The 25846-nt window shown below is 63.6% G+C and carries 21 protein-coding genes; 13 read left to right on the top strand and 8 right to left on the bottom strand.

The features are described from left to right. Positions 1-160 precede the first annotated feature (160 nt). Complete coding sequence (locus AC4FS3_RS19445) at positions 161-1435, top strand: SPOR domain-containing protein (protein ID WP_491021921.1); 1275 nt, start codon at positions 161-163, stop codon at positions 1433-1435. A gap of 60 nt (positions 1436-1495) precedes the next feature. On the opposite strand, the gene AC4FS3_RS19440 is transcribed toward AC4FS3_RS19445, so the two are convergent. Beyond that, entirely contained in the window at positions 1496-2542 is a 1047-nt protein-coding gene (locus AC4FS3_RS19440; protein WP_491021920.1) for a hypothetical protein, read from the bottom strand. Between the two features lie 187 nt (positions 2543-2729). Here AC4FS3_RS19440 and AC4FS3_RS19435 point away from each other — a divergent pair, with 187 nt between their 5' ends. Beyond that, positions 2730-3659 carry a DMT family transporter gene (locus tag AC4FS3_RS19435; RefSeq protein ID WP_491021919.1) on the top strand — a complete coding sequence of 310 codons (930 nt, stop codon included), beginning with the start codon at positions 2730-2732 and terminating at the stop codon, positions 3657-3659. 54 nt (positions 3660-3713) lie between these two features. Here AC4FS3_RS19435 and AC4FS3_RS19430 read toward each other — a convergent pair whose 3' ends face one another. Next, the gene (locus tag AC4FS3_RS19430) at positions 3714-4295 is read right to left on the bottom strand and encodes a thymidine kinase (RefSeq protein ID WP_491021918.1); all 582 of its coding nucleotides are present in this window, start codon (positions 4293-4295) and stop codon (positions 3714-3716) included. Positions 4296-4929: 634 nt separating this feature from the next. On the opposite strand from AC4FS3_RS19430, the gene AC4FS3_RS19425 reads away from it, so the two are divergent. Next, on the top strand, positions 4930-5382 hold the full coding sequence (locus tag AC4FS3_RS19425) for a hypothetical protein (RefSeq protein WP_491021917.1): 453 nt from the start codon (positions 4930-4932) through the stop codon (positions 5380-5382). 19 nt (positions 5383-5401) lie between these two features. Here AC4FS3_RS19425 and AC4FS3_RS19420 read toward each other — a convergent pair whose 3' ends face one another. From AC4FS3_RS19420 to carB, 3 genes are all read right to left on the bottom strand, one after another. Continuing rightward, on the bottom strand, positions 5402-6763 hold the full coding sequence (locus tag AC4FS3_RS19420) for a DEAD/DEAH box helicase (protein ID WP_491021916.1): 1362 nt from the start codon (positions 6761-6763) through the stop codon (positions 5402-5404). Between the two features lie 300 nt (positions 6764-7063). Beyond that, positions 7064-7660 (bottom strand): PRC-barrel domain-containing protein, encoded by a 597-nt coding sequence (locus AC4FS3_RS19415; RefSeq protein WP_491021915.1) that lies wholly within the window; start codon positions 7658-7660, stop codon positions 7064-7066. Positions 7661-7879: 219 nt separating this feature from the next. Next, a complete protein-coding gene (carB, locus tag AC4FS3_RS19410; RefSeq protein WP_491021914.1) occupies positions 7880-11209 on the bottom strand; it encodes a carbamoyl-phosphate synthase large subunit in 3330 nt (1109 codons plus the stop codon). Positions 11210-11436: 227 nt separating this feature from the next. On the opposite strand from carB, the gene AC4FS3_RS19405 reads away from it, so the two are divergent. The 5 genes from AC4FS3_RS19405 (at position 11437) to AC4FS3_RS19385 (ending at position 17992) form a co-directional block, all read left to right on the top strand. After that, complete coding sequence (locus tag AC4FS3_RS19405; protein ID WP_491021913.1) at positions 11437-12594, top strand: aminodeoxychorismate synthase component I; 1158 nt, start codon at positions 11437-11439, stop codon at positions 12592-12594. Next, a complete protein-coding gene (locus AC4FS3_RS19400; RefSeq protein ID WP_491021912.1) occupies positions 12552-13169 on the top strand; it encodes an aminotransferase class IV in 618 nt (205 codons plus the stop codon). The genes AC4FS3_RS19405 and AC4FS3_RS19400 overlap by 43 nt, the downstream gene beginning before the upstream one ends. Positions 13170-13745: 576 nt before the next feature. Further along, positions 13746-14102, top strand: a complete 357-nt coding sequence (locus tag AC4FS3_RS19395; RefSeq protein ID WP_283177065.1) for a roadblock/LC7 domain-containing protein — start codon at positions 13746-13748, stop codon at positions 14100-14102. Between the two features lie 378 nt (positions 14103-14480). Beyond that, entirely contained in the window at positions 14481-16616 is a 2136-nt protein-coding gene (locus tag AC4FS3_RS19390; RefSeq protein WP_491021911.1) for a dynamin family protein, read from the top strand. Further along, the gene (locus AC4FS3_RS19385) at positions 16613-17992 is read left to right on the top strand and encodes a dynamin family protein (RefSeq protein WP_491021910.1); all 1380 of its coding nucleotides are present in this window, start codon (positions 16613-16615) and stop codon (positions 17990-17992) included. The genes AC4FS3_RS19390 and AC4FS3_RS19385 overlap by 4 nt, the downstream gene beginning before the upstream one ends. Before the next feature lie 23 nt (positions 17993-18015). On the opposite strand, the gene recQ is transcribed toward AC4FS3_RS19385, so the two are convergent. Beyond that, the gene (gene recQ / locus AC4FS3_RS19380; RefSeq protein WP_491021909.1) at positions 18016-20079 is read right to left on the bottom strand and encodes a DNA helicase RecQ; all 2064 of its coding nucleotides are present in this window, start codon (positions 20077-20079) and stop codon (positions 18016-18018) included. Then, the gene (locus AC4FS3_RS19375; RefSeq protein WP_491021908.1) at positions 20079-20366 is read right to left on the bottom strand and encodes a YggT family protein; all 288 of its coding nucleotides are present in this window, start codon (positions 20364-20366) and stop codon (positions 20079-20081) included. The genes recQ and AC4FS3_RS19375 overlap by 1 nt, the downstream gene beginning before the upstream one ends. 591 nt (positions 20367-20957) lie before the next feature. Between AC4FS3_RS19375 and AC4FS3_RS19370 the strand changes: the two genes are divergently transcribed. The 5 genes from AC4FS3_RS19370 to AC4FS3_RS19350 all read left to right on the top strand — a co-directional run bounded on the left by AC4FS3_RS19370 (position 20958) and on the right by AC4FS3_RS19350 (position 25381). Next, on the top strand, positions 20958-22436 hold the full coding sequence (locus tag AC4FS3_RS19370; RefSeq protein ID WP_491021907.1) for an MFS transporter: 1479 nt from the start codon (positions 20958-20960) through the stop codon (positions 22434-22436). Beyond that, positions 22433-23353: a penicillin-insensitive murein endopeptidase gene (gene mepA / locus AC4FS3_RS19365; protein ID WP_491021906.1), complete on the top strand. Its 921-nt coding sequence runs from the start codon at positions 22433-22435 to the stop codon at positions 23351-23353. The genes AC4FS3_RS19370 and mepA overlap by 4 nt, the downstream gene beginning before the upstream one ends. Positions 23354-23617: 264 nt before the next feature. Then, a complete protein-coding gene (locus AC4FS3_RS19360; protein ID WP_283177060.1) occupies positions 23618-24238 on the top strand; it encodes a queuosine precursor transporter in 621 nt (206 codons plus the stop codon). A gap of 251 nt (positions 24239-24489) precedes the next feature. Continuing rightward, positions 24490-24912 (top strand): alternative ribosome rescue aminoacyl-tRNA hydrolase ArfB, encoded by a 423-nt coding sequence (arfB, locus tag AC4FS3_RS19355; protein ID WP_491021905.1) that lies wholly within the window; start codon positions 24490-24492, stop codon positions 24910-24912. Then, complete coding sequence (locus AC4FS3_RS19350; RefSeq protein ID WP_491021904.1) at positions 24905-25381, top strand: GNAT family N-acetyltransferase; 477 nt, start codon at positions 24905-24907, stop codon at positions 25379-25381. The genes arfB and AC4FS3_RS19350 overlap by 8 nt, the downstream gene beginning before the upstream one ends. A 146-nt stretch (positions 25382-25527) precedes the next feature. Here AC4FS3_RS19350 and AC4FS3_RS19345 read toward each other — a convergent pair whose 3' ends face one another. Beyond that, positions 25528-25836, bottom strand: coding sequence for a DUF2834 domain-containing protein (locus AC4FS3_RS19345; RefSeq protein WP_491021903.1), 309 nt, complete (start codon positions 25834-25836; stop codon positions 25528-25530). Positions 25837-25846 lie beyond the last annotated feature (10 nt).

Here is a 25846-nt window from a genome sequence, read left to right as displayed (position 1 = left end):
CCGGGGTAAATAAGGTCGCGGAGAGGGGGCCGGGGCGCGCAGAAAGGGGCAGAGCTGCGTCGCAATCGGTCGCCTGTCAGGCGGGCTATGGCTTTACTCACCCGCAGAAACCCTTAAAAATCGGCTCAGCTGTCTCTTCCGCTGCCCTGGGAGTACCCCGATGTCTGCCAAGATCCTGCCCGTCGCCGTTCTGGCGGCGGTTTGTTTCGCTGCACCTGCATTTGCCGATCTGCGCGGCCCGGCGGAATTGCCGCCGGCCGGGTATAAAGGTCAACAATATGTCGACAGCCGCGGCTGCGTCTTTCTGCGGGCAGGCAATAGTGGGCGCGAGACCTGGGTGCCGCGCGTCGCGCGCGACCGCAAGCAGCTTTGCGGCTATGCGCCCTCGGGGCGGCCGACAGAGACCGCCGAAGCGGCACCGGCAGCAGGTACACCCGCAGCAGTTCCGGCTGCAAAATCTACCGGGACGTCTTTTTCACCTTCCGCCCCCAAACCAGGTGCTCCGCTGCCGCTGCCCGCTCCGATGCAGAGCGCCTTTGAGGCCGCCGGGAAAAAACCGGCCGCTGCGGCTTCTGCGCCTGCCGCTAAAACGGCTGCGACCAGCTTTGCCGCCGCCAAAGCCCCCGCCGCCACACCGCGCATCGTCACCTGGACCGGGCCTGAAGGCCACCGGCTCGCCTGCCCCGGCTCGGCGCCGGTCGCGCAGAAATTCCGCGTCGAGGGCGGCGGCACCAGGACGCTTTGCACCAAAGGCGATGGCTCGCTTGAGGGCGCAAGCTTTCCCCGCCTTGTTACCGGCGGCACCGACAGCTGGGCAGGCACCGCCACGGCGGTGGCGACAGGGCAGACCATCACCGTGGCCCCCCGCAAGGCCGCAACGGCAAGCGCCATTCCGACGCCACCGCCGGGCTATAAACCCGCCTGGGAGGATGACCGGCTGAACCCGCAGCGCGGCCAGCAAACCGCGAAAGGCATCGCGGATCAGGAGACGGTCTGGACCAGAACAACCCCCGCAGAACTGCATGACGGCGCCGGTCGCGAGGTCATGGTGAAGGTGCGCCGCAGCGATGGCAGCACGCGGATGGAGCCCGCGATTGTGACCACCGCAGCCGATGGCGCGCAAAGCGTGGTCTTGCTGGCTGCCCCATCCATCTCAAACTCATCAAAATCCACGGTGACGGTGGCAAAACCGGCGGCAGCGCCTGCGGCCAATGGTCGGGTCTTTGTTCAGGTTGGAACATTCGGCGTCGCCGCCAATGCCGAGGGCACGGCGGGGCGGCTTAAAGGCCTGGGCCTGCCCGTGTCGCACTCAACGATCCGGGGCGGGGCGCTCCAGGTGGTTTATGCTGGCCCCTTTGCCAGTACAGGCGAGGCCCGCGCCGCGCTGTCACAGGTGCGGGGCGCGGGTTTTGGCGATGCGGTGATCGTGCAGTAAGGCTGGATCGGACCTGCCGGCCCGCCTGGTCGGTGCCGGCGGGCCAATACTGATGCGGCCTCAGCCGCTGCAGACCGATTGCAGCGCAATCCAGTCATCATCGGGCATCAGCGGGCTTGAGATGCGCCCCTGGAACGGGTCGGCGGCGATCAGTTCAGCTGCCTTTTCCGCCGGGATCACGCCATTGGCCGCCAGCCAGCTGGCATAGGGCGTCAGCGGCACCTGGGCGGTCTCGAAGGTGGACTGGAGGCGCGACAGCGCCGGCAGCTCATGCTCATCGCGGATGAACGCCTCGCCGAAGCCTTCCAGTGCGGTGACCGGCAGCTCGCCCGAAACCAGCAGGTCAAAGGTAGCTTTCAGCCCGGCATGATCCAGAATGCCGCGCATCGGATCGGCGATCCCGGCCTTGATCCCCTCGGCCAGCGCCGCCCCGGCAAGGGCATCGGGTGCGTCTTCGTCAATCAGCGAGCCCGGGAGCAGGATAACGCCGCCGGGCAGATGCGCCGGGCGCGCCAGGCCCTCGGGCAGGACATAGAGGATCGGCGTATTCTCTGCCCCGAAGACACGGTCCGACAGTTCGGCCAGCGCGGGCAGCCCCAGCTCTCCCGCACAAGGCGCCCCGGTCAGGCGGATCACATCATCGAGGGCCCGCATGCCGATCTCGACCTGTTTCGATGGCGGCACCACGGCAACCGTATGCGAGACGAGGATGCGCGGCAGAACCAGCGTCACAAGGCCGAGAAACCCAAGCGCCGCACCGCCGATCAGCGCGAAACGCAGCCGCCCGGGATGCGGCGAATCTGCGCGAACCGCCGAATTCACCATTTTCAGCGCGGCGAGCATGGTCTCATCGTCGATCTCGACCGATTCCGGGCTGTCTTCCCCGGGCGAGAACAGCGGCGGCTGCTGGCCCGGATTGATCCGCCTGACGGCGGGCAGCGACCAGTGGCTGAGTGGGGTTCCCGAACGCGGATCACTGAGCACCAGCGTCGCCTCCCCCATCAGCACCACCACCTCGCGGCGCTGGCCATCTTCGGTATCGCGCCACAGACCGAGCGATTCCAGTCGCTGGAATTTGCTCAGCGCGGTGCCTGATCCCTGTGCCAAAGAACTGCCCGTTCGTCTTTTCATCTCCCGACCTTAGCCGCCCCGCGCCTGCGCCACAACGCCCCGCATCGGGATGGGCAGGTATCGGGTGCCCGGGATGCACAGAGCAGGCCGCAAATGTCGCATTCAGACGCGCAGAGGTTGCGCCGCCGGGCTTCACAGGAAAGGGAATGGGAAGAGGAAGCCGATGACTGTCTCTGCGATGGCGCCCGACCGCACGCTGATGGCGGTGGGGCTGACCCTGATCTATGCCGCGATGGTCGGCTTCAGCGATAATTATGTGCAGGCGGTGGCCGGGAACACCGGGCTCTGGCAGTTCCATGCGACGCGCAGCTGTCTCGCGCTTCTGATGATGGGGCTGGTGGCGCCCTTTCTGGGCCTGCGGCTCAGACCGCGCAATGTAAAGGCAGTGGCGGCGCGGGCTTTGCTCCAGGGCATTGCGATCATGATTTATTTCGGCGCTCTGGCCTTCATGCCGGTCGCGGTGGCGGCAGCGGGGCTTTTCACCGCGCCGATCTTCGTATTGCTGATTTCGCGCCTGGTTTATGGCGAGCGGATCGGCCCGGTGCGGCTGGTGGCGGTGGCTCTGGGGTTTCTTGGCGTCGTGCTGGTACTTGGTCCCCGCGCGCTGGCCGGGGCGGGGCTCATCGGCCTTGTGCCGGCCTTGGCAGGCGCGGTTTATGCCATGGCCAATATCGCCACACGGCGCTGGTGCGCCGACGAAAGTGCCAGCACCCTGCTGGCCGGGTTCTTCGTGAGCCTTGGCCTCCTTGGGCTGGCAGGGCTGGTGGTGCTGGCGATCTGGCCGCAAGCCGTGCCCGGAGGCAGCGATGGCTTTCTGTTGCGCGGCGCGGTCTGGCCGGATGGCGAATACCTGTCCTGGATGCTGCTCCATGCCAGTTTTTCCGCGATCGGGGTCGGGCTTTGCACCAGAGCCTATCTTCTGGCAGATGCGGGCCGGGTCAGTGTGGTGGAATATATGGTCCTGCCGACGTCCGCGATCTGGGGCTGGGCGATCTGGGGGGAACGCCTCGGAGCCCTCGCCTGGATCGGCATCGTGCTGATCATTCTCGCCGGCACGATCATCGCCCTGCGCGCGCGGGATCAGGAGCGGTGATCGAATTCCTTCAGAGGAATTCGGTGAAAAATTCCTTCTCAGGAATTTTTTCGCTCAGCGGTCGTTGACCGCCTCGCGCCAGTGGCGGCGGCAGAGGCTCTGATAGGTCTCATTGCCGCCGATCACCACCTGGTCCCCATCGGTCAGAACCTGGCCATCGGCCCCCTTGCGCACCACCATCGTCGCCTTGCGGCCGCAATGGCAGATTGTGCGCACCTCGCGCATTTCATCATCCCAGGCCAGCAGCGCCGCCGAGCCAGGGAAAAGATCACCCCGGAAATCGACCCGGAGCCCGTAGCACATCACCGGCACGCCCAGATCATCCACCGCCTGAGCGAGCCGCCAGACCTGGCCCCGCGACAGGAACTGCGCCTCGTCGATAAAGACGCAATCGACCGGGCCCCGCGTCTGCCGCGCCGCGATCATCGCGAAAAGATCATCTTCGGGTCCGAAAATATCCGCATCCATCCCGATGCCGATGCGGCTTGCGATACGGCCAGCGCCGGCCCGGCCATCCATCTGCGCGGTGATCAGATAGGGCGACATGCCGCCTTCCTGATAGTTATAGGCCGCCTGCAACAGCAGGGTCGATTTGCCCGCATTCATCGTCGAGTAGTGAAAATAGAGCTTGGCCATGCACCTGCCCTGCCCCTTTGGTCCATGCTCTGTCAAGCCCGCAGGCGGATCCGGGTCAGTAGCGGGCCAGGCCTGAAAGATCACGCTCATGCTGCGCCCGCTTATTCGGCCTTGTGGACCTGTAGCCCCCGAATGTGCCGCAATCCCGCCTTTCCTCTCCGGCGCTTCTGCCGCACAGGCTCCCTGTCCCACGGAGCAGCACCGCCTCCCGGACACGTGGCCTCTTGCGCCCCGCCCAGGGCACCGCCGGCTCGGATTTTGTCATCAGCCGCCCCCTGATATGGGGCCGGGCCTGCGCGAAGCTGGAGGGCCATTCAGCCACCAATTACCTGCAGGCGAGGGCCTGCTTCACGCGTTACATCCTGTCCGGCCTGCGGGCTGCCACCCGCATCTGCCTGAAATCGGAAACCTCAGACAGCCCCCACCCGCACCGGCAGAATGCCGAAGCTCTGCGGCGGTCCGGACACGCGCTTAGACCCCGGCTCCCCGGTCCCTCCTTTATCGGTGACAAAGGCTTGCCGTGAGATTAACAGGAAAAGATTGAATTATTTAGCTCTGCTACACCCGGACCGCCCGGCCAGGCTGCCTCGCCAGACTGCCGCGCGCCGCATCCCGGATCTGAATGAGGTTGGCCATGTCTGTGGCGAGATATCTGAAAAAGCACAGCGAAACTCTGGTCAAGGATGTCGGCATCGAGGCCGCCTGCGCGCTGACCGGAAAATCCAAAGCCACTCTGGGGCGCTACTATTCCGACAGCGAAGAGCATGCGGATCGTTTCATGCCGGTCGATGTGGTCGCCCAGCTCGAGGCCGCCGCGCGTTTCCCGCATGTCACCTCGGCCCTGGCCGACCTGCGCGGCATTACGCTCGCCTATGATAATGACCGGAAAGAACCAGAAACCTCGGGCATCAACCAGGATGTTGTCGCCCTCGCGCAGCGCTTTGCGATGCTGATGAGCGAATACAACCTGGCGATTGCCGACGGGAAAATCAGCATCAACGAATCGAAACGTCTCCTGCGGGAGACCATCGCGATCCAGCATGTGCTGTTGCAGATGAAGCTGAACCTTGAGGAAGAGGCGGTCTGAGCCGCCTCATCTGATCGCCTCAGCCGCGCGGTTTCGGGCGCCGCGACGGAGCCGCTGCGCCCCCCTGGGGCCGTGCTGCAGCAGGCTTCGCCCCACCCGGACGGCCGCCCTGTGGCTTGCCCGCGCCCGGGCGCGATGCTTTCGGCGGCAGCGGCTTTGACCCGGCCTTCTGCCCGCCACGATTCTGGCCACGCGCCTGATTTTGCCCGCGATTCTGCCCGGGCTTGGGAGCAGCCGCGATTGCGTCCGCCGCCCAGGGCGCGCCGCCCATCACTGGCAGCGTCTTTTTCAGCAGCTTTTCGATATCGGCCAGCTCGCCCATCTCGGCGGGCGAGCAAAAGCTGATCGAAGAGCCGCTGGCCCCGGCCCGTGCCGTCCGCCCGATCCGGTGCACATAATTGTCAGCGACATTCGGCAGATCGTAGTTATAGACGTGCCGCACGGTTGGAATATCGATGCCGCGCGCGGCGACATCGGTTGCGACCAGCACATCTACCGCGCCGGATTTGAATTCGGTCAGGATGCGGTCACGCTGATTCTGGCTGCGGTTGCCGTGAATCGCCCCCACCTTAAAGCCCCAGCCGCCCAGCACTTTGGCCAGCTTATCGGCACCATGCTTGGTGCGCGAAAAGACCAGCGCCTGCTCGCCCGGGTGTTTTTTCAGATATTCCTCAAGCAGCTTTGCCTTGTCGCCATTGGGGATGAAATGCACCCCCTGGGTGACTTTCTCAGCCGGTTTGCCCGGCGGTGCGACCTGCACCTTGACCGGGTCACGCAGATAGGTATCGGCGATCTCATTGATATCTTTCGGCATCGTCGCCGAGAACATCATCGTCTGGCGCCGCACCGGAATATGTTTCGCGATCTGGCGCAGCGAATGGATAAAGCCCATATCAAGCATATGGTCAGCCTCGTCGAGGACGAGATAGCCGCATTTCTCAAGGCTGACATCGCCGCGCCCAAGCAGGTCGATCAGGCGGCCAGGCGTTGCCACCAGCACATCGGCGCCGCGCACCAGCGCCTGGGCCTGTTTGTTGATCGAAGCCCCCCCGACCACAATCACCACCTTCACCGCAGTACCCTGGGTGAACATGGTGATATTGTCCTTGATCTGCGTCGCCAGCTCGCGCGTCGGCACAAGGATCAGGGCGCGGATATTCTTCGGCCCCGGCGGGTGGCCAAGGTCAAGGATGCGGTGCAAAAGCGGCAGGCCGAATGCGGCGGTTTTGCCGGTTCCGGTCTGAGCGAGGCCCATCAGATCCTTCCCCGCCATGATATGCGGGATGGCCTGGGCCTGAATGGGGGTCGGCGCCTTCAGCTGGGTCTTTTCCAGCGCGGCGAGAATTTTCGGCGAAAGGCCGAGATCTGCGAAAGTCGTCATGTTCATTCCATACGTCAAGGAAGACAGCGGCCCTCGCCCCCGGAGAATTCCGGATGCCGTGCGCGCCATCGGCGCCCCTGCGTGATGGTGGGAACCTGTCGTCCGGGCCTTTCAGTGCTCACGCGGCACGGGCTGTCGGACCGGGCAGAAATGGGCTTACCACACCCGAAAGTCAAGACAGAACGACCCGCAGCTGACTGCGGGCCGTCCCGACCAGGATCGTGGGCATGGAAATGATCCTGGTCATACACCCGTCAGGCCCTGAGCCCGCCCGACGGGTGATCGGGATAAGACTTGCGCTTACTGCGCAGGCTCCCAGGCGGGCAGCGCTTTCAGCGCCTCGGCGCCAAGCGTGGTCGCCGCAATCACCGTGCCGCTCTCATTGCGGTAAAGGGTGACCTGGTCATGGCCCAGATTGACGCGATGCGTGCCGATACCAAGGAAGCCGCCGACATCGGCGACGACGCCCTGAACCGGCCCTTCGGTGCTGAGCACAAGGTCGGCGACCGAGCCCATATTCGAGCCATCGGCCGCATAGAGCGTGGCGCCCATAAGCTGATCGGCGGTCACAGCCGTCCAGTCGCTGACCACACTATACCCTTCGGGCACGGTGAAAGTGTCAGTGGCAGGCATTTCGGCGGGGGCCACCGGGGTCTCGGTCGTATCGGGCAAAGGCGGCACATCTGCGGTTGCCGGGTCAGGCGCTGCCGGCGTGGCCTCGGGTTGCCCCTCGATCAGCGGATCTGCAGGGGCGCCGGTCTCATCGACAGTTCCGGCTTCCGGCATCGTCTGCGCCGGATCAGATGTGGTCTCCTGCGCCAGGGCGGCGGTGCCAAGCATCAGCGAAGCGGCCAGCGCGATAACAGGCGGGGCGGCGAAGGGGGGGATCCGTTTCATGGTTCACTCCTTTGGTTCGTTAGCCTCACGTTCAGTGGACGCGGGGATAACTGGCCGAATGCGGAATGGGTCCATGCGCCCCGAAAGCATGGCGAAGCCCCGCCGGAATCGTCATGAAAATATGGGGGAAAACCGCCAGTTCACGAGATTGTTGAGAAAACTGACGCAAAAGCCGCCCCGAAGGGCGGCTTTTACCGGATGAGTGCTGCTCGGGGCAGATCAGCCCTGCAGCGTCCTGACCCCATAGCCTTCGCCACGCGCTTTCATCGCGGCGACAGCGGCAACCGAGGCCGCGGCCGTGGTGAAATACGGGATGCGGTCCATCAGGGCCACCCGGCGGATGTCACGGCTGTCGGCGACGGACTGCGTGCCCTCGGTCGTGTTCATCACCAGCGCGATGTCTTCGTTTTTCAGCCGGTCGACGATATTCGGGCGGCCCTCATAGACTTTATTGACCGATTCCGCCTCGATCCCTTCGGCTTTCAGCCAGGAGGCCGTGCCGCGCGTGGCGACGATGGAAAAGCCCATCGAGATCAGATCGCGCGCCGCCGAGGCCAGCGCCTCAGACTTGTCGGCATCCTTGACCGAGAGGAACACACGCCCTGTCTCGGGCAGCACCATGCCCGCGCCCATCTGCGCCTTGAGGAAGGCCAGCGCGAAGCTGCGGTCCCAGCCCATGACCTCGCCGGTCGAGCGCATTTCCGGCCCGAGAAGCGGGTCCACACCGGGGAAGCGGGCGAAGGGCAGCACTGCCTCTTTCACCGAATACCAGGGCGTGATCGGGTCGGCGAGCGTCATCGCATCTGCCAGCGGCAGCGGGCTGTCGGGGCCGACACCTGCATCATAGGGCGCGCGCTGCGGGAAGGCCGAGAGCTTTTCGCCCGCCATCAGCCGCGCCGCGATCGAGGCAATCGCCGAATCGGTGGCCTTGGCCACGAAAGGCACCGTACGCGAGGCGCGCGGGTTGACCTCAAGCACGTAGATCACATCATCCTTGATCGCGAACTGCACGTTCATCAGGCCGACAACCTGCAATGCCAGCGCCATCTGCACGGTCTGTTTCTTCAGCTCGGCCACGGTCTCAGCTGACAGCTGGTGTGGCGGCAGGCAGCAGGCAGAATCGCCCGAATGGACCCCCGCCTCTTCGATATGTTCCATGATCCCCGCGACATGGACCTCTTCGCCATCCGAGAGCGCATCGACATCCACCTCGACCGCGCCCGAGAGATAGCTGTCCAGAAGCACGGGGCTCGTGCCCGAGACCTGCACGGCGGTCGCGATATAGCGTTCCAGCTGAGCGTCATCGCGCACGATCTCCATCGCGCGGCCACCGAGCACATAGGACGGGCGGATCACCAGCGGATAGCCGACGCGCGCGGCGATCTCGAAAGCCTCGTCGCGGCTGTGGGCGATGCCGTTGACCGGCTGTTTCAGCCCAAGATCGTTCAGGAGCGCCTGGAAGCGTTCGCGGTCTTCGGCGAGGTCAATCGCGTCCGGCGTGGTGCCGAGGATCGGAATGCCCTCATCCTTCAGCGCCTGGGCCAGTTTCAGCGGGGTCTGGCCACCGAACTGTACGATCACGCCATGCAGCGTGCCGTTTTCCTGCTCGACCCGCAAAATCTCCAGCACATGTTCCAGCGTCAGCGGCTCGAAATAGAGCCGGTCCGAGGTGTCGTAATCCGTCGAAACCGTTTCCGGATTGCAGTTGACCATGATGGTCTCATAGCCGGCCTCGGTCAGCGCGAAACAGGCATGGCAGCAGCAGTAATCGAACTCGATCCCCTGGCCGATCCGGTTCGGACCACCGCCGAGGATAACCACCTTTTTCGCCGCCGAAGGCCGCGATTCGCATTCGACATCGCCCATCGCGGGCATCTCATAGGTGGAATACATGTAAGGCGTCTGCGCCTCGAATTCGGCAGCACAGGTGTCGATCCGCTTGAAGACGGCAGTCACGCCAAGGCCACGACGTGCGCGGCGCACCGAAGATTCGGCCTGGCCGGTCAGCCGCGCCAGACGCGCATCTGTAAAGCCCATGATCTTCAGCGCGCGCAGGCCTTCCGCCGTAGATGGCAGGCCATGGCTGCGGATTTCATGTTCCTGATCGATGATTTCGCGGATCCGCGCGAGGAACCAGGGATCGAAAGAGGTGATCGCCTGGATTTCGTCATTGGTCAGACCCTCACGCATCGCCTGCGCGATCACACGCAGCCGGTCGGGGGTCGCCACGCTCAGAGCTTTGGAAATCGCGGCGCGGTCAGGCGCGCCGGCAATCTCGATCTCATCAAAGCCGGACAAGCCGGTTTCCAGCGAGGCCAGCGCTTTTTGCAGCGATTCGTGGATAGTGCGGCCAATCGCCATCACCTCGCCCACCGATTTCATCGCAGTGGTCAAAAGCGGCTCAGCGCCGGGGAATTTCTCAAACGCGAAGCGCGGGATCTTGGTCACAACATAGTCGATGGTCGGCTCGAACGAGGCCGGGGTCACCTTGGTGATGTCGTTGTCCAGCTCATCGAGCGTGTAGCCCACCGCCAGTTTCGCGGCGATTTTCGCGATCGGGAAGCCGGTCGCTTTCGAGGCCAGCGCCGAGGACCGCGACACGCGCGGGTTCATCTCGATCACCACCATACGGCCATCCGCCGGGTTGATCGCCCATTGCACGTTGGAGCCGCCGGTCTCGACCCCGATCTCGCGCAGGACGGCAATCGAACCGTTGCGCATGATCTGGTATTCCTTATCGGTCAGCGTCAGCGCCGGGGCGACGGTGATCGAATCGCCGGTATGAACGCCCATCGGATCGATATTCTCGATGGCGCAAACGATGATGGCGTTATCCGCTTTGTCGCGGACCACCTCCATCTCGTATTCCTTCCAGCCAAGCAGCGATTCATCGACCAGAACCTGCGCCATCGGCGAGGCTTCAAGGCCGGACTTAACAATCGCTTCATAATCGTCACGGTTGTAAGCTACGCCGCCGCCGGTTCCCCCGAGCGTGAAAGCGGGGCGAATGATCGCGGGCAGACCGATATGTTCCAGATCACCCATGGCTTTCGCGACGCCTGCCGCAATGTCGTATTTGCCGTTCGGCAGCTTCGGCGCCGCGACGATGGTCGCCTTCGGGTTCTCGATCCCCAGCCGGTCCATCGCCTCGCGGAACAGCTTGCGGTCCTCTGCCATTTCAATGGCTTCGCGCTTGGCCCCGATCAGCTCGACATTGAATTTATCGAGCACGCCCAGATCCGCCAGCGCCAGCGCGGTGTTCAGCCCGGTCTGGCCGCCCATCGTCGGGAGAATCGCATCGGGGCGCTCTTTCTCGATGATCTTCGCCACGACTTCGGGGGTGATCGGCTCGATATAGGTGGCATCCGCCAGCCCCGGATCGGTCATGATCGTCGCCGGGTTCGAGTTCACGAGGATGACCCGATAGCCCTCTTCGCGCAGCGCTTTGCAGGCCTGGGCACCGGAATAATCGAATTCGCAGGCCTGGCCGATCACGATAGGACCAGCACCGATAATCATGATCGAGTGGATATCTGTCCGCTTCGGCATGTCGGGAACCTCAGGTTTTTTGGCTGGCTGTCGCTAAATTTTCCGGGGTTATAGAGGGGCGCGGCATGGGCGCAAGGGCAAACCGACACCCGCGCCAGAGCACGCCGGGCCGCGTCTCCCATCGCGCCCCCCTGTCGCGCCACCGATCTCGGCCAGTGGTCGCGATGGCTCCCACCCGTTATTCCGGCTGGCGCAGTCCTCCGCCAGCCCCTATTCCTGTGCCCATTATGCAAAGCAGCAGACGCCAGATTTTTTTCGAACACGGCCCCGGGGAGAGCCCGGCGCTGTTTGATGACGCGTTGTCGGTGAAAACCGCACGCAACCCTGAGGAAGTCGAGACGGTATTGCGCGACGCCGAAGAGGCGCGCCGGGCCGGGGCATGGATTGCGGGTTATATCTCGTATGAGGCGGGATATGCGTTCGAGGACCGGCTTCTTCCGCTGATGCCCGGGGATCGCCGCCTGCCGCTGGTGCATCTCGCGACCTTTACCGGCCCCCGTGACCCCGCAGCTGTTCTGGCGAGGATGGAAGAAGAGGCCGGGGCGACGCGGATCGCCGCCCCCGAGCCGGTGATCACGCGCGAAGACTACAACCGCGCGATTGCCCGGGTGCTGGATCTGATCGCGGCGGGCGATATCTACCAGGCCAATCTGACCTTCCCGATGGCCTCGCGCCTGCTTTCGGGCACGCCCGAGGGGCTTTATGGCCGGCTGCGGCGCTCTGGCCCGGTCGGGCATGGCGCCTTTGTCGATCTGGCGGGCGAGCCGGCGCTGGTCTCGCGCAGCCCCGAACTGTTCTTCCGCCTTGAGGCCGATGGCCGGATCACCACCCGCCCGATGAAAGGCACCCGCCCCCGCGACGCCGACCGCGCCCGCGACGCGGACCTTGCGCAGGAGCTGCGCTCCAGCCCCAAGGACCGGGCCGAGAATCTGATGATCGTCGACCTGCTGCGCAATGACATCAGCCGGATCTCGCAGATCGGCAGCGTGAAAGTGCCCGAGCTTTACACCGTCGAACATTACGCGACCGTGCATCAGATGGTGTCCGAGGTGCAGGGCCAGCTTGCGCAGCCTGCCAGCCTGCCCGATCTGATCCGCGCCTTGTTCCCCTGTGGTTCGGTCACCGGCGCGCCGAAAATCCGCGCGATGGAGGTCATACGCGAGGTCGAGCCTTTCGCGCGCGATGCCTATTGTGGCGCGATCGGCTGGATGGCCCCCGATGGCAGCGCCGATTTCTCGGTCGCGATCCGCACGCTGACGGTGGATGGCGGTGAAATCAGGATGAATGTCGGAGGCGGCGTAGTCTATGGCTCGACCGAGGCCGGCGAATGGGAGGAGGCGCTATGGAAAGCGCGCTTCGTCAATGCGGCGGTGAGCCGGGACTGACGCTGATCGAGACGGTGCTCTGGACCGGGGCCACCGCGCCGCGCTGGCCGCTGCATCTGGCGCGGCTGCAGCGCAGCGCGCTGGCACTTGGCTGGGCGCGGCCGGAACCTGCGGCGCCTGCGGGGCCCGCAACCCCCGCCCGCCTGCGGCTGACCCTTGGTGCAGCGGGGCGGCTGCTCTGGGAAACACATCCCCTCCCCGCTGCGAAACCGCATTGGAGCGTCAGCCTCGCCGGACAGCGGCTGGCTTCGGATGATCCCTGGCTTTCGGTAAAATCTTCGCGCCGCGCTATTCATGACGCGGCCCGGGCGGCCTTGCCCGCCGGGATTGACGAGGCGCTGTTTCTGAACGAGCGCGGCGAGATCAGCGAGGGCACGATCACCACGGTATTTTTCGACCGTGGCGCCGGGCTGCGCACACCGCCGCTGAGCTCTGGCCTGCTGCCGGGTGTCCTGCGCAGTGAGCTGGCCTGCCCCGAAGAGATCCTGCGGCCCGAAGACCTGGGCATCGTCCGGCTTTGGGTCGGCAATGCGCTGCGGGGTCTGATTCCGGCAGAGTACCGCGCCAGGGCGTGACCGACCCGCGCCCCCGGGTGTCGCAGCCGGGCTACCCTCTTTAATGGGCCGCGCTTTTCCGGACCCTGGCCGCTCCCGGATCCGCTGCCGTCTGGCTCAATACGTCCTTCTGCTTACAGAGCCGGAGTGCATATCAACTTTTAATTGATTAAATCACGGCACGGTTGATTCACATATCGAAGCGATACAATCATGCGATGATCATCACTTCACTTCGAAAGAAGGGCCGGCCATCGTTGTTGCAGATCCAGCCCGAAAAATCACAACCATCAATTGAATTAAGTCGGTAAATTATCCGATATTCACAACCAAAGAGTCAGCAAAAATTATTAAATGACACAAAAAACAACCAGAGGAAAAAGACCTTAAACCGCATCAACCTGAGAAGGTACAAAATGTATAATTATATGATTTGTATACATATTTATTAATTACAAAAATCCCAAAGACAAAAATCGACATTATTGCGCCAAAATCATTACCGCATTTTCCCAAAATGGATCCAATCAGGCCAACATTAAAACAAATGTTGAATTCAGAAATGATACATCTTGCAAACAAAGGATCTCACCCGAAATGTCGACCAACATCACTGAACTGAAAAAAATCGCCGGCTTTATCGGCGCCTGCCTTGTTGACAGCGAAACCGGCCTGATGCTCGCAAGCGAGTCGAGCGGCATCAAATTCGACCTCGAAGCCGCCGGCGCTGCAAACACCGAAGTGGTGCGCGCAAAGAACGCTGCGATGGCCGCTCTGGGTCTTGATGATCATATCGAAGACATCCTGATCACGCTCGGCACCCAGCTGCACCTGATCCGCCCGCTGGCCTCGAACCCGAATGTCTTCGTTTATGTTGCGCTGGATCGCAGCAATGCGAACCTAGGTCTCGCCCGCATCTCCGTGAAAAACGTCGAAGGCAAGCTGAAGGTCTGATACGGCCCTGGCATTTGGGCATCTTCGGTCTTCGGGCGCCTTCCGGGACGCCAGAAGACCGGGCTGTGCCGGGGCGGTAAATGCCTGCAAGCCCCGAAGGGGACCGGACAGAGTGCGTTCCAGGACGTTCAAAGCCAAGACTTGGCCCTCAGACCGCCATAACCCAGCCACCATTAAGGATAACTGTCCGGCTGTGACGTGATGCAAGCGGACAGGGGTAACGAGTAGTGCGGCCAGAACGGCCCGACAGGGCCAGTATCCCCCTTTGTCCCGGCGCGCGGCCGGGGCAGCGGAATGTCAGCGGCGGCGAGGCATTTGCCCGGTGCTGGCCGTTTTTCCAGTCAGCGTGGCCGGAATCCCGGCCGGAAGGAGGCCGTCGTGAAAATCGCTCCGCAACTGCGGCAGGAGCTCGCCTTTTTGCGCGACGGGCTCGACAGGGCCGACCACCTGGTCGATCCGAAAACCAGTTCGAATTTTGCCCCCTTGCGCAACCGGCTGGAAGACTGGACCGCCCGCATCGCAGTGATCGGTCAGGTCAAGGCCGGGAAATCCACCTTCCTCAATGCCTTTTTGCAGCAGCATGATTTCCTGCCCTCGGATATCAATCCCTGGACATCGGTGGTCACCAATATCCGCGTCAATATCGCCTCGGATCCTGCCTCGGGCGCGCGTTTCGAATTCTTCGACGAAGCCGACTGGCAGGAGATCACCGACAGCGGCTCTGCCATCCGCCAGCTGACCGAAGACCTGTTGCCGGGCTTTGACAGCGACGTGCTGCGCCGCCAGAGCGAAGAGATGCGCGAACGCGCGCAGCGCCGGCTCGGGCGCCATTACCATGCGCTGCTTGGCAGCAGACATGACCATGACCACCTTTCGGCCGGTCTGCTGAAGCGCTATGTCTGCGCCGGCCCGGGAAGCGATGACGGGCTCGACCGCGAAGCGCTTGGCCGCTATGCCGCACTCACAAAAAGCGCCAGTGTTTACATGAGCTTGCCGGAATTCCAGGTGCCGACCATCATCACCGACACCCCCGGGGTAAATGACCCGTTCCTTCTGCGTGACGAGCTGACCTGCCGCAGCCTCGACAAATCCGATGTCTTTATCATGGTGCTTTCGGCGCATCAGCCGCTGACCGATGTCGACGTCGCGCTGATCCGGATCCTGGCGCGCCAGGACGACAAGGATGTGGTGATCTTCATCAATCGCATCGACGAGCTTGACGATTACAGCGCCCAGGTGCCGCGCGTCATCGCCGATGTCGAATGCCGGCTGCGCGCCGCGATCCCGGAAATCGACTTTCGTATCGTTGCGGGGTCTGCATGGCTCGCCGATCTGGCGCTGCGCGAAGACGAAGGGGCCGATCAGCTCCGCGAGGCTGCCGACAGTGACGAGCTTGCGCAGTATATCCGCGAAACCTGTGGCCGCCTGCCGCGCGACCGCAAAGACCGGCTGATGCTCGCCTCTGGGCTGAACCGGCTGAAAGACACGCTCTCGGCCACGCTTGACAGCGGTGTGGGCAGCCAGCAGCTCAACCAGTTGCGCGGTGATATCCGGGCCGAGCTGAATGCGGCCCGGTTCATCGACAACCGCGAACGCGACGCTTTGCGGGTGCAGATGGAAAGCCTGCGCAGCGATATCGCGAGAATTGCGGCCCGTGATGTGGGGTCTGAAATCTCAGGCATCCGCGATCTGCGCAAACGGCTTGAGGACCTCGTCGACGCGGCGGATACGCAGATCGAAGAGGTGGTGTCGAAATCCTGGACCGGGCTTGAGGCGCGGCTCATGGATGCGATCGGCGATTTTGTCGACCGCCAGAAGAACGCCTTCGAGGACCGGCTTTTCGGCGATGCTCAGCCAGGCGATGCCAGTACAACGCTCGATTTCGACCTGCTGCCGCTTCAGTCGGCGCTCGAGGCCGAAACGCGCCAATGCTATATAGGCTCGCGCAGCGGAACGGATGCGGCGTTGCAAATCTGTATCCAGGCTTGCCGCCATGCGATTGGTTCGAAATTCCAGGACAGGACATCCGGGGATCCGACCGCCGAGATAACGCTGGAGGGACTGCCCTGCTACAGTTTCACCTCGACCCTGACCTTCGCGAAACGCAACCTGCGCGTCGGCATGATCGTTGACCGCAGCTGGGCCTTCTGGCGCAAGCCCTCGCTGAATGTCGACAAATCGCTGGGCGCTTTGCGCATGCTGACCACCGAAGAGCTGCGGCCTTCGGTCGAGAAAATTCTGGCGGCCTATAATGAGGCGCAGCTGGAGCGCGCCAGTGCGGGCATGTCGCGGATCCGTGTGATGCTCAGGATGTTCGACGCGATCCTGTCGGAAAACGCGATCCGGCTGCAACAGGACAAGACAGATATGGAACGCATTGCACTGAACCCCGAAGCCCGGAAGGCCGTCTTGCAGCGCCTGCAAACCAAAATGGAGGCCCTGGAGCACCGCCTGACCGCGCTTGCCGCGCTGGAAACCGGGCTGAAGCTTCCCGAACCTGGGGCTGCCGCATGAAAATGACAGATCTGACCGCCCTTTTGCGGGAAAAACGCGCAGGTGCTGGCACTGGTTCACCCTTGCGCGTGGTGATCTGCGGCGAAGTCAGTGCCGGAAAATCCACCGTGATGAATGCGCTGATGCGCGACCAGCTGCTGCCGGACAATATCGGGCAGAGCGCGCGCCCGGTGCTGGTCGCCGGCTGGCGCGAGATCCCCGGGATCGAGGCCTCCGGGCGGGATGGTCGCGAGATCCGCGCCGCCCTCCCCGGCACGAAAGAGCTGTTTCATGTGGCCGACTTCATCCGTCTCTGGCTCGATCAGCCGCATCTGTCCGGATTTGAGCTGATCGAATTGCCGATGACCCGGGCCGAAGAGCTGACCGGCGATCAGATCGACCTCGTGCAATCGGCCGATGTGATGATCTGGGTCACCATCGGCTCGCAGGCCTGGCGGCTGACGGAAAAGGCGATTGTCGAAGCCCTGGGCGAGCCCCGGCCCGACCGTTCCATCCTGATCGTGTCGCGTGGTGACAAGCTGCGCTCGGACAAGGATCGCGGCCGGCTGATGGAGCGGATGGAGCGTGAGACCGCTGCCCTTTTCGGGCATCGCTTCTTCCTCTTTGGCGACCGCCGCAAAATCGCGGCATCTGCCGGGTCTGAAGCAGATTGGCAGGCAACCGGCGGCGCGCCCCTTGCGGCGCTGCTGCGTGGCTTCGCCGCCCAGCCGGGCCGCACCGCCTATGACCGCGAGCCGCGCGAGAAATCGGTGGAAACCCGGGCCGCCCCCGATTTTGAGACCAGGTTCGCGGCGGAAGCCGTAGACGACATACCATGCGTCGCGGAAGCGGCGAAAGTGGAAGAAGCGATCCTTTCCGCCCCCGGGTCTGAGACGGAGGTCTGGGCCCCTGCAAGCCCGGCTCCCGACACGATTGCCGAAAGCACTTCCGAGGCCGTCGCAGAGGTTGAGCAGATGCCCGTCGCGGCAGCCGGGGCTAAAGTCGGGGTCGAGGCCGATACAGGGGTTCAGCCTGACCGCGAACCGGTTGCGCCTGTTGCCCCAAAAGCCACACCAGCCCAGCCTGGGATCTTGCAGGCGGGCCTGCTGCATGAAGATGGCGCAGGCCATACCCTGCTTGCGGGCGATGCGGAAACCCTGGCACAGCTTGCTGACTTTTGCCGCGAGATGCTGACGCAGCTGCAAGATGAGCGGCTGACGGCAGAGGGGGGGCCGGTCAGCTTCTTCAGTCTCTCGACCGCAAAACGGCGGCTGCTGATCCAGGTGCAGAACGGCGCCGGCGCGGTCTTTATGCTCGCCGATGCGATGGTGATGAACCAGGGTATGGCGCAGATGGCGATCAGCCAGCTTGGCGGCGACAGGCGGGTGACCGGCTGAGCCGCGCCACCGGGCGGGAAGCCTCAGCGCGTACCGGCAGCCCGATGCAGAATATCAAGGAAGGCCGGGCCGAATCGCTCGGCCTTTTGCTGTCCCATGCCCTGAACCCGCTCCAGCTCGGTCAGGCTTGACGGGCGGCGTTCGGCAATCTGGCGCAAGGTGGCCGCATTGCAGGAAAGATGTTTGCCGATCCCGTCCTCGCCCCGCGCGAGCCGCAGCTGCGCCTCGGCCAGAAGGTCATAGACCGCGCCCGCCGCCTGCCCCGCCAGCGCCATCCGCGCCGGATGCGGCGCCTGCATCCCCGACGCGATCACCTGGAGGAATGCCAGCCCGTAGCTTTCCAGCTTTTTCGCGCCAACCCCGGAAATCTGCGCCATCTGATCCAGGGTTTCGGGCCGTTTCTCGGCCATCTCGATCAGGGTGCGGTCGGCGAAAATCACATAGGCCGGGACCCCCGCCGCCTCGGCAAGGGCACGGCGTTTGGCTTTCAGCGCCGAGAGGATCGGCGCATCTTCCTCGGCCACCAGCGCCTTGACCACCGATTTCGGGGCGCGGATATCGGGGCGGCGAAGCTGGATGTCCACCTCACCGCGCAAGACCGGGCGGGCGGCATCGGTCATTCTCAGCGCGCCGTGGCGTTCAAAATCCGGCCGCAGAAGATCGCGCCCCATCATCTGCAGAAAAACCGATCCCCAGGCGGCTTTCGAAAGCTCGCGCCCGACCCCGAAGGTCGGCAGATCCTGATGCCCGCGCGCGCGCACCTTTTCGGTCGAGGTGCCGGTGAGAATGTCAATCAGATGGCCGGCGCCATAGCTTTCGCCGGTCCTGAGCACGGCGGAAAGCGCCTTGCGCACGGGTTCTGTACCATCAAACACCGCCGGCGGCGTGGTGCAGAGATCGCAATTGCCGCAAGGCCCGCTTGCCTCGCCGAAATAGGCCAGCAGCACCTGGCGGCGGCAGGCCAGCGCCTCGGCCAGACCCAGTAGCGCGTTGAGGCGGCCATGATCGGCGGCCTTGCGCTCGGGCGGCGCGGCCCCCTCGTCGATCTGGGTGCGGCGGTAGCGGATATCATCGGCGCCATAAAGCGTCAGCGCCTCGGCGGGCGCGCCATCGCGCCCGGCACGGCCGATCTCCTGGTAATAGGATTCGATGGACTTCGGCAAGTCGGCATGGGCGACCCAGCGGATATCGGGCTTGTCGATCCCCATCCCGAAGGCCACCGTCGCCACCACGATCAGCCCGTCATCGCGCTGGAACCGGGTCTCGACATTGCGACGGTCACCCGCCTCCATGCCGCCATGGTAATGCAAGGCGGAATGGCCCGCCTCGCGCAAAGCCTGGGCCAGCGTCTCGGTCTTGGCGCGGGTGCCGCAATAAACAATGCCGGACTGACCACGCCGCGCCGCCGCATAGCGCAGGATCTGTTCGCGCGGCGTGTCTTTGGCCGCGAAGGAGAGGTGGATATTCGGGCGGTCAAAGCCGCGCAGAAACGTCTCGGGCTGCGCGCCATCAAACAGGCGCTGCACGATTTCGGCCCGGGTTTCCTCATCCGCGGTGGCGGTGAAGGCGGCAAGCGGCACGTTCAGCGCGCGCCTGAGTTCCCCGATGCGCAGGTAATCAGGGCGGAAATCATGGCCCCACTGGCTGACGCAATGCGCCTCATCGACCGCGATCAGCGTCACATTGATCCGGCGGAGCAGCGCCGAAGTCGCCCCCGCCGCCAGGCGTTCCGGCGCCATGTAAAGAAGCTTCAGCCGCCCCTCATCCAGCGCCTGAAAGACCTCTTCGGTTTCCTCATCGGTATTGCCGGAGGTCAGCGCGCCCGCCTCGACCCCCGCCTCGCGCAGGCCCCGGACCTGGTCGCGCATCAGGGCGATCAGCGGCGAGATCACCACCGTCACACCGTCGCGGCACAGAGCAGGCAGCTGGAAACACAGCGATTTCCCGCCACCCGTCGGCATGATCGCCAGCGTGTTCAGCCCGGCCGTCACCGCCTCTACGATCTCGGCCTGGCCGGGGCGAAAACCCTGGAATCCGAATATCTCCGCCAGCAGCGCGGCGGGAGAGAGAGGGACGCTGTCGCGCATCACATGAAGGCGTATTGGTTGTTGAGAAGGATCATCCGAAGCCCGATGATCACGAGCAGGACCACCAGCGGCGCGAAATCAATGCCCTGCATCGTTGGCAGAATGCTGCGGACGCGGTTGTAAACCGGCTCGAGCAGGCGGTTCAGGCTGTACCAGATCTGGGCCACCAGCGGCTGGCGGATATTCAGCACCTGGAAATTGATCAGCCAGCTGAGAATGACATGGGCGAGCACCACAAATTGCGCCACACCGAGGAGAAGCATCAGAATATCGAAAACGGACTTCATCTTTTCCTCATCATGCCAGCTTTGGAACAGGTAGCGCGAGCCGGGTCTCAGGGCAAGTCAAAGCGGGCTGACGCCAGTCTGTCATGCGCCCGCTCTGTCTGGCGCATGATCTGCCGTGCCCCAGGTCTGCCGTGCTGCAGGTCTGTCTCTCCCCAATGGTGACAGGGCAGCGGTGAAGCCCCGGTTAACGGATGCAGCCGGAGCGTTGCTGCGCGCGTGGAAACATCCTTGTCCTCAGGTTCGGATCCCCCCGCGGCGCGCACGATCACGCGCAGTTCAGAGCCGGGCGCCATACAGAGAACACGATGTACCCCTGGATGGGCATGGCCCTCGTGATCGCCAGAGCACGGCGGCAACCGGAACTTGCGCCCTTTGACACCCATCTCTGCCTGCCCCGGGATATCGCCCCCTGGCCTGAGCTGAACCATGGCCGAAGCGCCTGGCTTGCCGACCTGATGCCCGCCGTTTCCCGCCTGAATCACGGCCTGGTCACACGCCGATGTCACCCGCCCCTGGCCGCCGATGCAGGCCTGAGCGCTTGCGCCCGGGGCCGTTTCGCGATTCACTGATGACCGAAACAGAGGGCGTGTGATGGTCAGTGCAAAGAAACGGATCTGGGGCTGGTATTTCTTTGACTGGGCCAGCCAGCCCTATAGCACGCTCCTGCTGACCTTCATCTTCGGCCCCTATTTCGCCGAGGTGGCGCGCGGCTATTACATGGGCACCGGTCTCGACGAAGAGGCCGCCAAAGCCGCCGCCCAGAGCTTCTGGGGCTGGGGCATCGCCGCAACCTCGATCATCATCGCGCTTCTGGCACCGATCCTTGGCGCCATTGCCGATTCCACCGGACGGCGGCTGATCTGGGTCTGGATCTTCTCGTCCTTCTACGTGATCGGCGCCTGGGCGCTGTGGTGGGTGGCGCCGGGCGGCGAGATCGGCATCCTGTGGTGGGCCGTCGTGTTCTTCGGCATGGGCTTTATCGGGATGGAATTCGCCACCATCTTCACCAATGCGCTGATGCCGTCCTTGTCAGATCACGAGGATCTCGGCGCGATTTCGGGCTATGGCTTTGCCTTTGGCTATCTGGGCGGGCTGATCGCACTGGTCCTGATGCTGGGCCTTTTCATCACCGCCCCGCAGGACGAAGGCGGCGAATATGCCGGCGCAATCGGCGAAGCCGGCCAGCCACTGGTCGAGGATGACAGCCTCGCCGGGCCGGAACTCAGCGCAATCGAAACGGCCGAGGCCGGGCCGCGCACCTATCTTGGCATCCGGCCGATCCTCGGCGAAGACAGCGAGACGATGATCGGTACCCGCATCGTCGGCCCCTTCACCGCCATCTGGTTCATGATCTTCATGATCCCCTTCTTCCTTTGGGTCAAAGAACCGAAAACCGTCAGCCGCCCGCTGCAACTGGGCCGCGCGCTGACTGAACTGAAGGATCTGATTGCCTCGCTGCGGTTCCGCCGCAGCCTGAGCGCCTATCTCGGCTCCTCACTTTTATACCGCGACGCGCTGAACGCGCTTTACGCCTTTGGCGGGGTCTATGCCTCGGGCGTTCTGGGCTGGAGCGTCGGGCAGATCGGCATTTTCGGCATCGTCGGCGCGGTGGCTGCTGTGGCCTGTTCCTGGGCAGGTGGCCGCGCCGACCGCGCGTTCGGGCCCAAGCCGGTGATCGCAGTGGCGGTTCTGGTGCTGACGCTGGTTTGCCTCGTGCTGCTGGGCCTGACCCGCGACCAGATCTGGGGCATCGCGCTGGATTCCGCATCCAATGAATCCGATCGCATCTTTATGATCTGCGGCGCGCTGATCGGCGGCGCGGGCGGCGTGGTCCAGGCGGCATCGCGCACCATGATGCTGCGCCACACCACCCCCGACCGCGCCACCGAAGCCTTCGGCCTCTTCGCGCTTTCCGGCAAGGTCGCGAGCTTCATCGCCCCCTCGGCCATCGCGCTGGTAAGCATGATCTCGGGCTCGCAACGTATCGGGATCGGCCTGCCGCTGATCGCGCTTTTCCTGCTCGGGCTGGTGCTGCTGGCCTTCGTCAATGCCAAAGGTGAACAGCCATGATGAAACTGCGTGCCCTCCCTCTGCTCGCGGCGCTTTGTGCAGGTCTGATCGCGCCGCTGCCGGCAGCCTCACAACAGCTGGCAAAGGACCTGCTCGGCGCCTGGAAGACGCCCTCGCAACAAGACCCGATGCCGATCGGATCCTATGCGAAAGGCTGCGCGGCGGGGCTCTTGAAAATGCCGGAAAACGGCCCGCACTGGCAGTCGATGCGCCTGTCCAGAAACCGCAACTGGGGCCAGCCGGTGATGGTCGAATTCCTGATGGACCTGTCCTACGCCGCAAGCCAGATCGGCTGGGGCAAAGGTCTCTACATAGGCGATATCAGCCAGCCGAGGGGCGGCCCGATGATCACAGGGCATGCCAGCCATCAGATCGGGCTGGATGCCGATATCTGGTGGCTCGCGCCAAAACGGCTCGACCTTTCGGTGGCAGAGCGCGAGAGCCTCTCGTCGATCCCGATGCGTTCGGCCGATCAGAAATCGGTCACCCGCGCCTGGGGGCCGGCAGCGCAGAACCTGCTGAAGGTCGCGGCGTCAGACCCGCGCGTGGACCGGATCTTTGTTGCCGCCGCGATCAAACTGGAAATCTGCAAGACCGCGAAGAAGTCCGACACCGCCTGGCTGCAAAAGCTGCGCCCGGTCGCAGGCCATGACACCCATTTCCACGTGCGGCTGAAATGTCCGGCGGGCGCCACCGCCTGCGAGACCCAGACGCCCACGGTGGGCGACCTCTCCAAAGGCGGCAATGGCTGTGACGAGACACTGAACTGGTGGGTCACCGACTATCTGAACCCGCCAAAGCAGCAACCTGGCAAGAAGGACCCGGACGAAGAAGATCCGCCGAAGAAAAAACACCCGCGCCAGTTCACCATGGCCGACCTGCCACGCCAGTGCCAGGCCGTGCTCGACTCGAACTGAAGCAACAGATGTTCCCGGAGCCGCATACGGCCCCGGGAAGGCCTCCGGCGGGGATATTTAAGGACAGATGAAAAGCAGCCCTTCTTTCATCTGTCTCTAAATATCCCGGGGGACTCCGAAGGGGGCGGGGGGCAGCGCCCCCCGATGCCCGCGCAGCAGGCATTCGCGCGATTGACGGCAAGACGGGACAGGCGTAATCAGCGCCGTCCCCCGCGCAGGTGGGGGCCAAGTCTCCGCTACCTTGTCAAAACGGAAAACAAATCCATGACCCGCCTTCTGCCTGGCATTCTTGCCATGGCCGCCATCGTGCTGGCCTCGAACATCCTCGTGCAGTTTCCCTTTGGGGATTTCCTGACCTGGGGTGCCTTTACCTACCCCTTCGCCTTCCTTGTCGGAGATCTGGTCAACCGCTTTCAGGGACCGCGCGCCGCACGGATCGTGGTGCTGGCAGGGTTCCTGACCGGGCTTATCTGTTCCCTGATCGGCACACAGATCATGGGTGTGTCCGGCCCCCTGGTCACGCTGCGCGTCGCCATCGGCTCGGCACTGGCCTATCTGGTCGCGCAGATGACCGATGTCTCTATCTTTACCGCGCTCCGCAACCGTCCCTGGTGGCAGGCGCCGCTGATCTCGTCGCTGATCTCGTCCAGCATCGACACGGTGATCTTTTTCTCCATCGCCTTCTCCGCCCTCTTCACCTTCCTCGAGCCAGGCGTCGATGTCTCCTGGGCCGCCGCACCCGGGCCGCTCTTGGGCTTTGGACCGGCTGCTCCGTTCTGGGTCTCTCTCGCGATTGGGGACTGGTGCGTAAAAATTGCGCTTGCCCTGGTCGCACTGGTGCCTTTCCGCATCATAATCGGCAAGGTAACCGCTAGATTTGCGTAAATTTACTTGATCGATACCAAATCTGTGCCAGCATCACCCTATCGGAAACTTTTCGAAAGGAGGTGATCCAGTGTCTAGAGTGATATTGGAGAGAGGTGTCAAGACAGTCAGGAGGGGTGTTTTCTGAGGGCAGCCCCTCAGTAAGACGAACGACTGATTGGGCCTTCAATTCCTAACTGGCCCATCTCCTTGGAACTCGGAAAGGGTCGCCGATCAGGCGGCCCTTTCTCTGCTTTGCGCCCCATTTTCCCATGTTACATGTCACCGAAACCATCGCTATCGCCGACTGGGAGCTCTCGGAGAGCTTCATGCGCGCCTCCGGTCCCGGCGGGCAGAATGTCAACAAGGTCTCGACCGCAGTCGAGCTGCGATTCGAGGCCGAACGCTCGCCGCATCTGACTGGCCCGGTCAAAACCAGGCTGAAACGCCTCGCCGGGCGGAAATGGACGCTGGAGGGCGCGCTGGTCATTCAGGTTGATGAGACCCGCAGCCAGGCCCGCAACCGCGAGATCGCCCGCGAGCGGCTGATTGAGCTGATCCGCCAGGCGCTGGTCGTCCCGAAGCGCCGCATCGCGACCAAAGCCACCTGGGGCAGCCAGCAGCGCAGGCTCGCGTCAAAATCCGCGCGCGGTGAGGTCAAGTCGATGCGGGGCAAGGTGGGCGACGATGACTGACAGCCACACTGCTACCCCTAAGGCCACGATGATCCGTCCGGCCGAGGCCTGCGACGAAGCCGCCATTCACGCCTGTGCCGAACAGGCCTATTCCCGATATATCCCGCTGATCGGGCGCAAGCCGGCGCCAATGCTGGCGGATTACCGGGGGCAGATCGCCGCCGGTCATGTCTGGATCGCAGAAGATGGCAGTGATCTCCTGGGCTTCATCGTCTTTGCACCGCAAGGGGATGTGATGCTGCTGGAAAATGTCGCGGTGCTGCCTGCAGCTGCCGGACGCGGCATCGGCAAGGCCCTGATCGCCCGTTGTGAGGCGGAGGCGCGGTGCCAGGGGCTCCGGGCCATTTCTCTCTATACAAATGAGAAAATGGTCGAGAATATCGCGATTTACCCGAAGCTTGGCTATGTCGAGACGCGACGGGGCGCAGAAGACGGCTTCAGCAGGGTGTGGTTCGAAAAGCCGCTCTGACCGCGCGATGACCACGCAGGATCTGTTTAGACAGCCAGCCTCTCCGGGCAGCAAAGTTTGCCGTGTTTCCTGCACGGCTTATCGGAGGCCTCCCGGTTGCGGCGGGCCATGCCGCGCGGGAACAGATTGCCCACCGTCGCCCCGCGTCATGCCCGCTCGCGCAGCCAGAGGTAAAGCGGCAGCGACAGAGACAGACCGACGAAGAAGCTCGCGGGCAGCACCAGCCACCAGTGCCGGATCCTGTTGCGCGCAGCATCCCGCCAGGACCAGACCCAGAAGACGAGGATCGACAAAAGCACGTCGATGGAAAAACCCGCTGCGGCCCCGTTCGCGAAAAGAGATTGCAGGAAGAGCGGGATATCGAGGCCGTTCAGGGCAAAGAACGAGCCGAAGAACAGCCAGGGCACCAGCGTGCCGATAATAGCCATCGCCAGATAGAAATGTCTGACCGTCACAGTAATACTC

This window comes from Pseudogemmobacter sp. TB195 (assembly GCF_058313095.1).
This window is presented reverse-complemented; position numbering and strand designations above follow the sequence as displayed.

Excerpts from the sequence above, each read along its gene's own strand:
- AC4FS3_RS19350 (WP_491021904.1), top strand. The coding sequence starts at position 24,905 with ATGACTGACAGCCACACTGCTACCCCTAAGGCCACGATGATCCGTCCG.
- arfB (WP_491021905.1), top strand. The coding sequence starts at position 24,490 with ATGTTACATGTCACCGAAACCATCGCTATCGCCGACTGGGAGCTCTCG.
- AC4FS3_RS19415 (WP_491021915.1), bottom strand. The coding sequence starts at position 7,660 with ATGAAACGGATCCCCCCCTTCGCCGCCCCGCCTGTTATCGCGCTGGCC.
- AC4FS3_RS19425 (WP_491021917.1), top strand. The coding sequence starts at position 4,930 with ATGTCTGTGGCGAGATATCTGAAAAAGCACAGCGAAACTCTGGTCAAG.
- AC4FS3_RS19375 (WP_491021908.1), bottom strand. The coding sequence starts at position 20,366 with ATGAAGTCCGTTTTCGATATTCTGATGCTTCTCCTCGGTGTGGCGCAA.
- AC4FS3_RS19430 (WP_491021918.1), bottom strand. The coding sequence starts at position 4,295 with ATGGCCAAGCTCTATTTTCACTACTCGACGATGAATGCGGGCAAATCG.
- AC4FS3_RS19385 (WP_491021910.1), top strand. The coding sequence starts at position 16,613 with ATGAAAATGACAGATCTGACCGCCCTTTTGCGGGAAAAACGCGCAGGT.
- AC4FS3_RS19400 (WP_491021912.1), top strand. The coding sequence starts at position 12,552 with ATGGAAAGCGCGCTTCGTCAATGCGGCGGTGAGCCGGGACTGACGCTG.
- recQ (WP_491021909.1), bottom strand. The coding sequence starts at position 20,079 with ATGCGCGACAGCGTCCCTCTCTCTCCCGCCGCGCTGCTGGCGGAGATA.
- AC4FS3_RS19405 (WP_491021913.1), top strand. The coding sequence starts at position 11,437 with ATGCAAAGCAGCAGACGCCAGATTTTTTTCGAACACGGCCCCGGGGAG.
- AC4FS3_RS19360 (WP_283177060.1), top strand. The coding sequence starts at position 23,618 with ATGACCCGCCTTCTGCCTGGCATTCTTGCCATGGCCGCCATCGTGCTG.
- AC4FS3_RS19370 (WP_491021907.1), top strand. The coding sequence starts at position 20,958 with ATGGTCAGTGCAAAGAAACGGATCTGGGGCTGGTATTTCTTTGACTGG.
- AC4FS3_RS19435 (WP_491021919.1), top strand. The coding sequence starts at position 2,730 with ATGACTGTCTCTGCGATGGCGCCCGACCGCACGCTGATGGCGGTGGGG.
- AC4FS3_RS19395 (WP_283177065.1), top strand. The coding sequence starts at position 13,746 with ATGTCGACCAACATCACTGAACTGAAAAAAATCGCCGGCTTTATCGGC.
- AC4FS3_RS19445 (WP_491021921.1), top strand. The coding sequence starts at position 161 with ATGTCTGCCAAGATCCTGCCCGTCGCCGTTCTGGCGGCGGTTTGTTTC.
- AC4FS3_RS19420 (WP_491021916.1), bottom strand. The coding sequence starts at position 6,763 with ATGACGACTTTCGCAGATCTCGGCCTTTCGCCGAAAATTCTCGCCGCG.
- mepA (WP_491021906.1), top strand. The coding sequence starts at position 22,433 with ATGATGAAACTGCGTGCCCTCCCTCTGCTCGCGGCGCTTTGTGCAGGT.
- carB (WP_491021914.1), bottom strand. The coding sequence starts at position 11,209 with ATGCCGAAGCGGACAGATATCCACTCGATCATGATTATCGGTGCTGGT.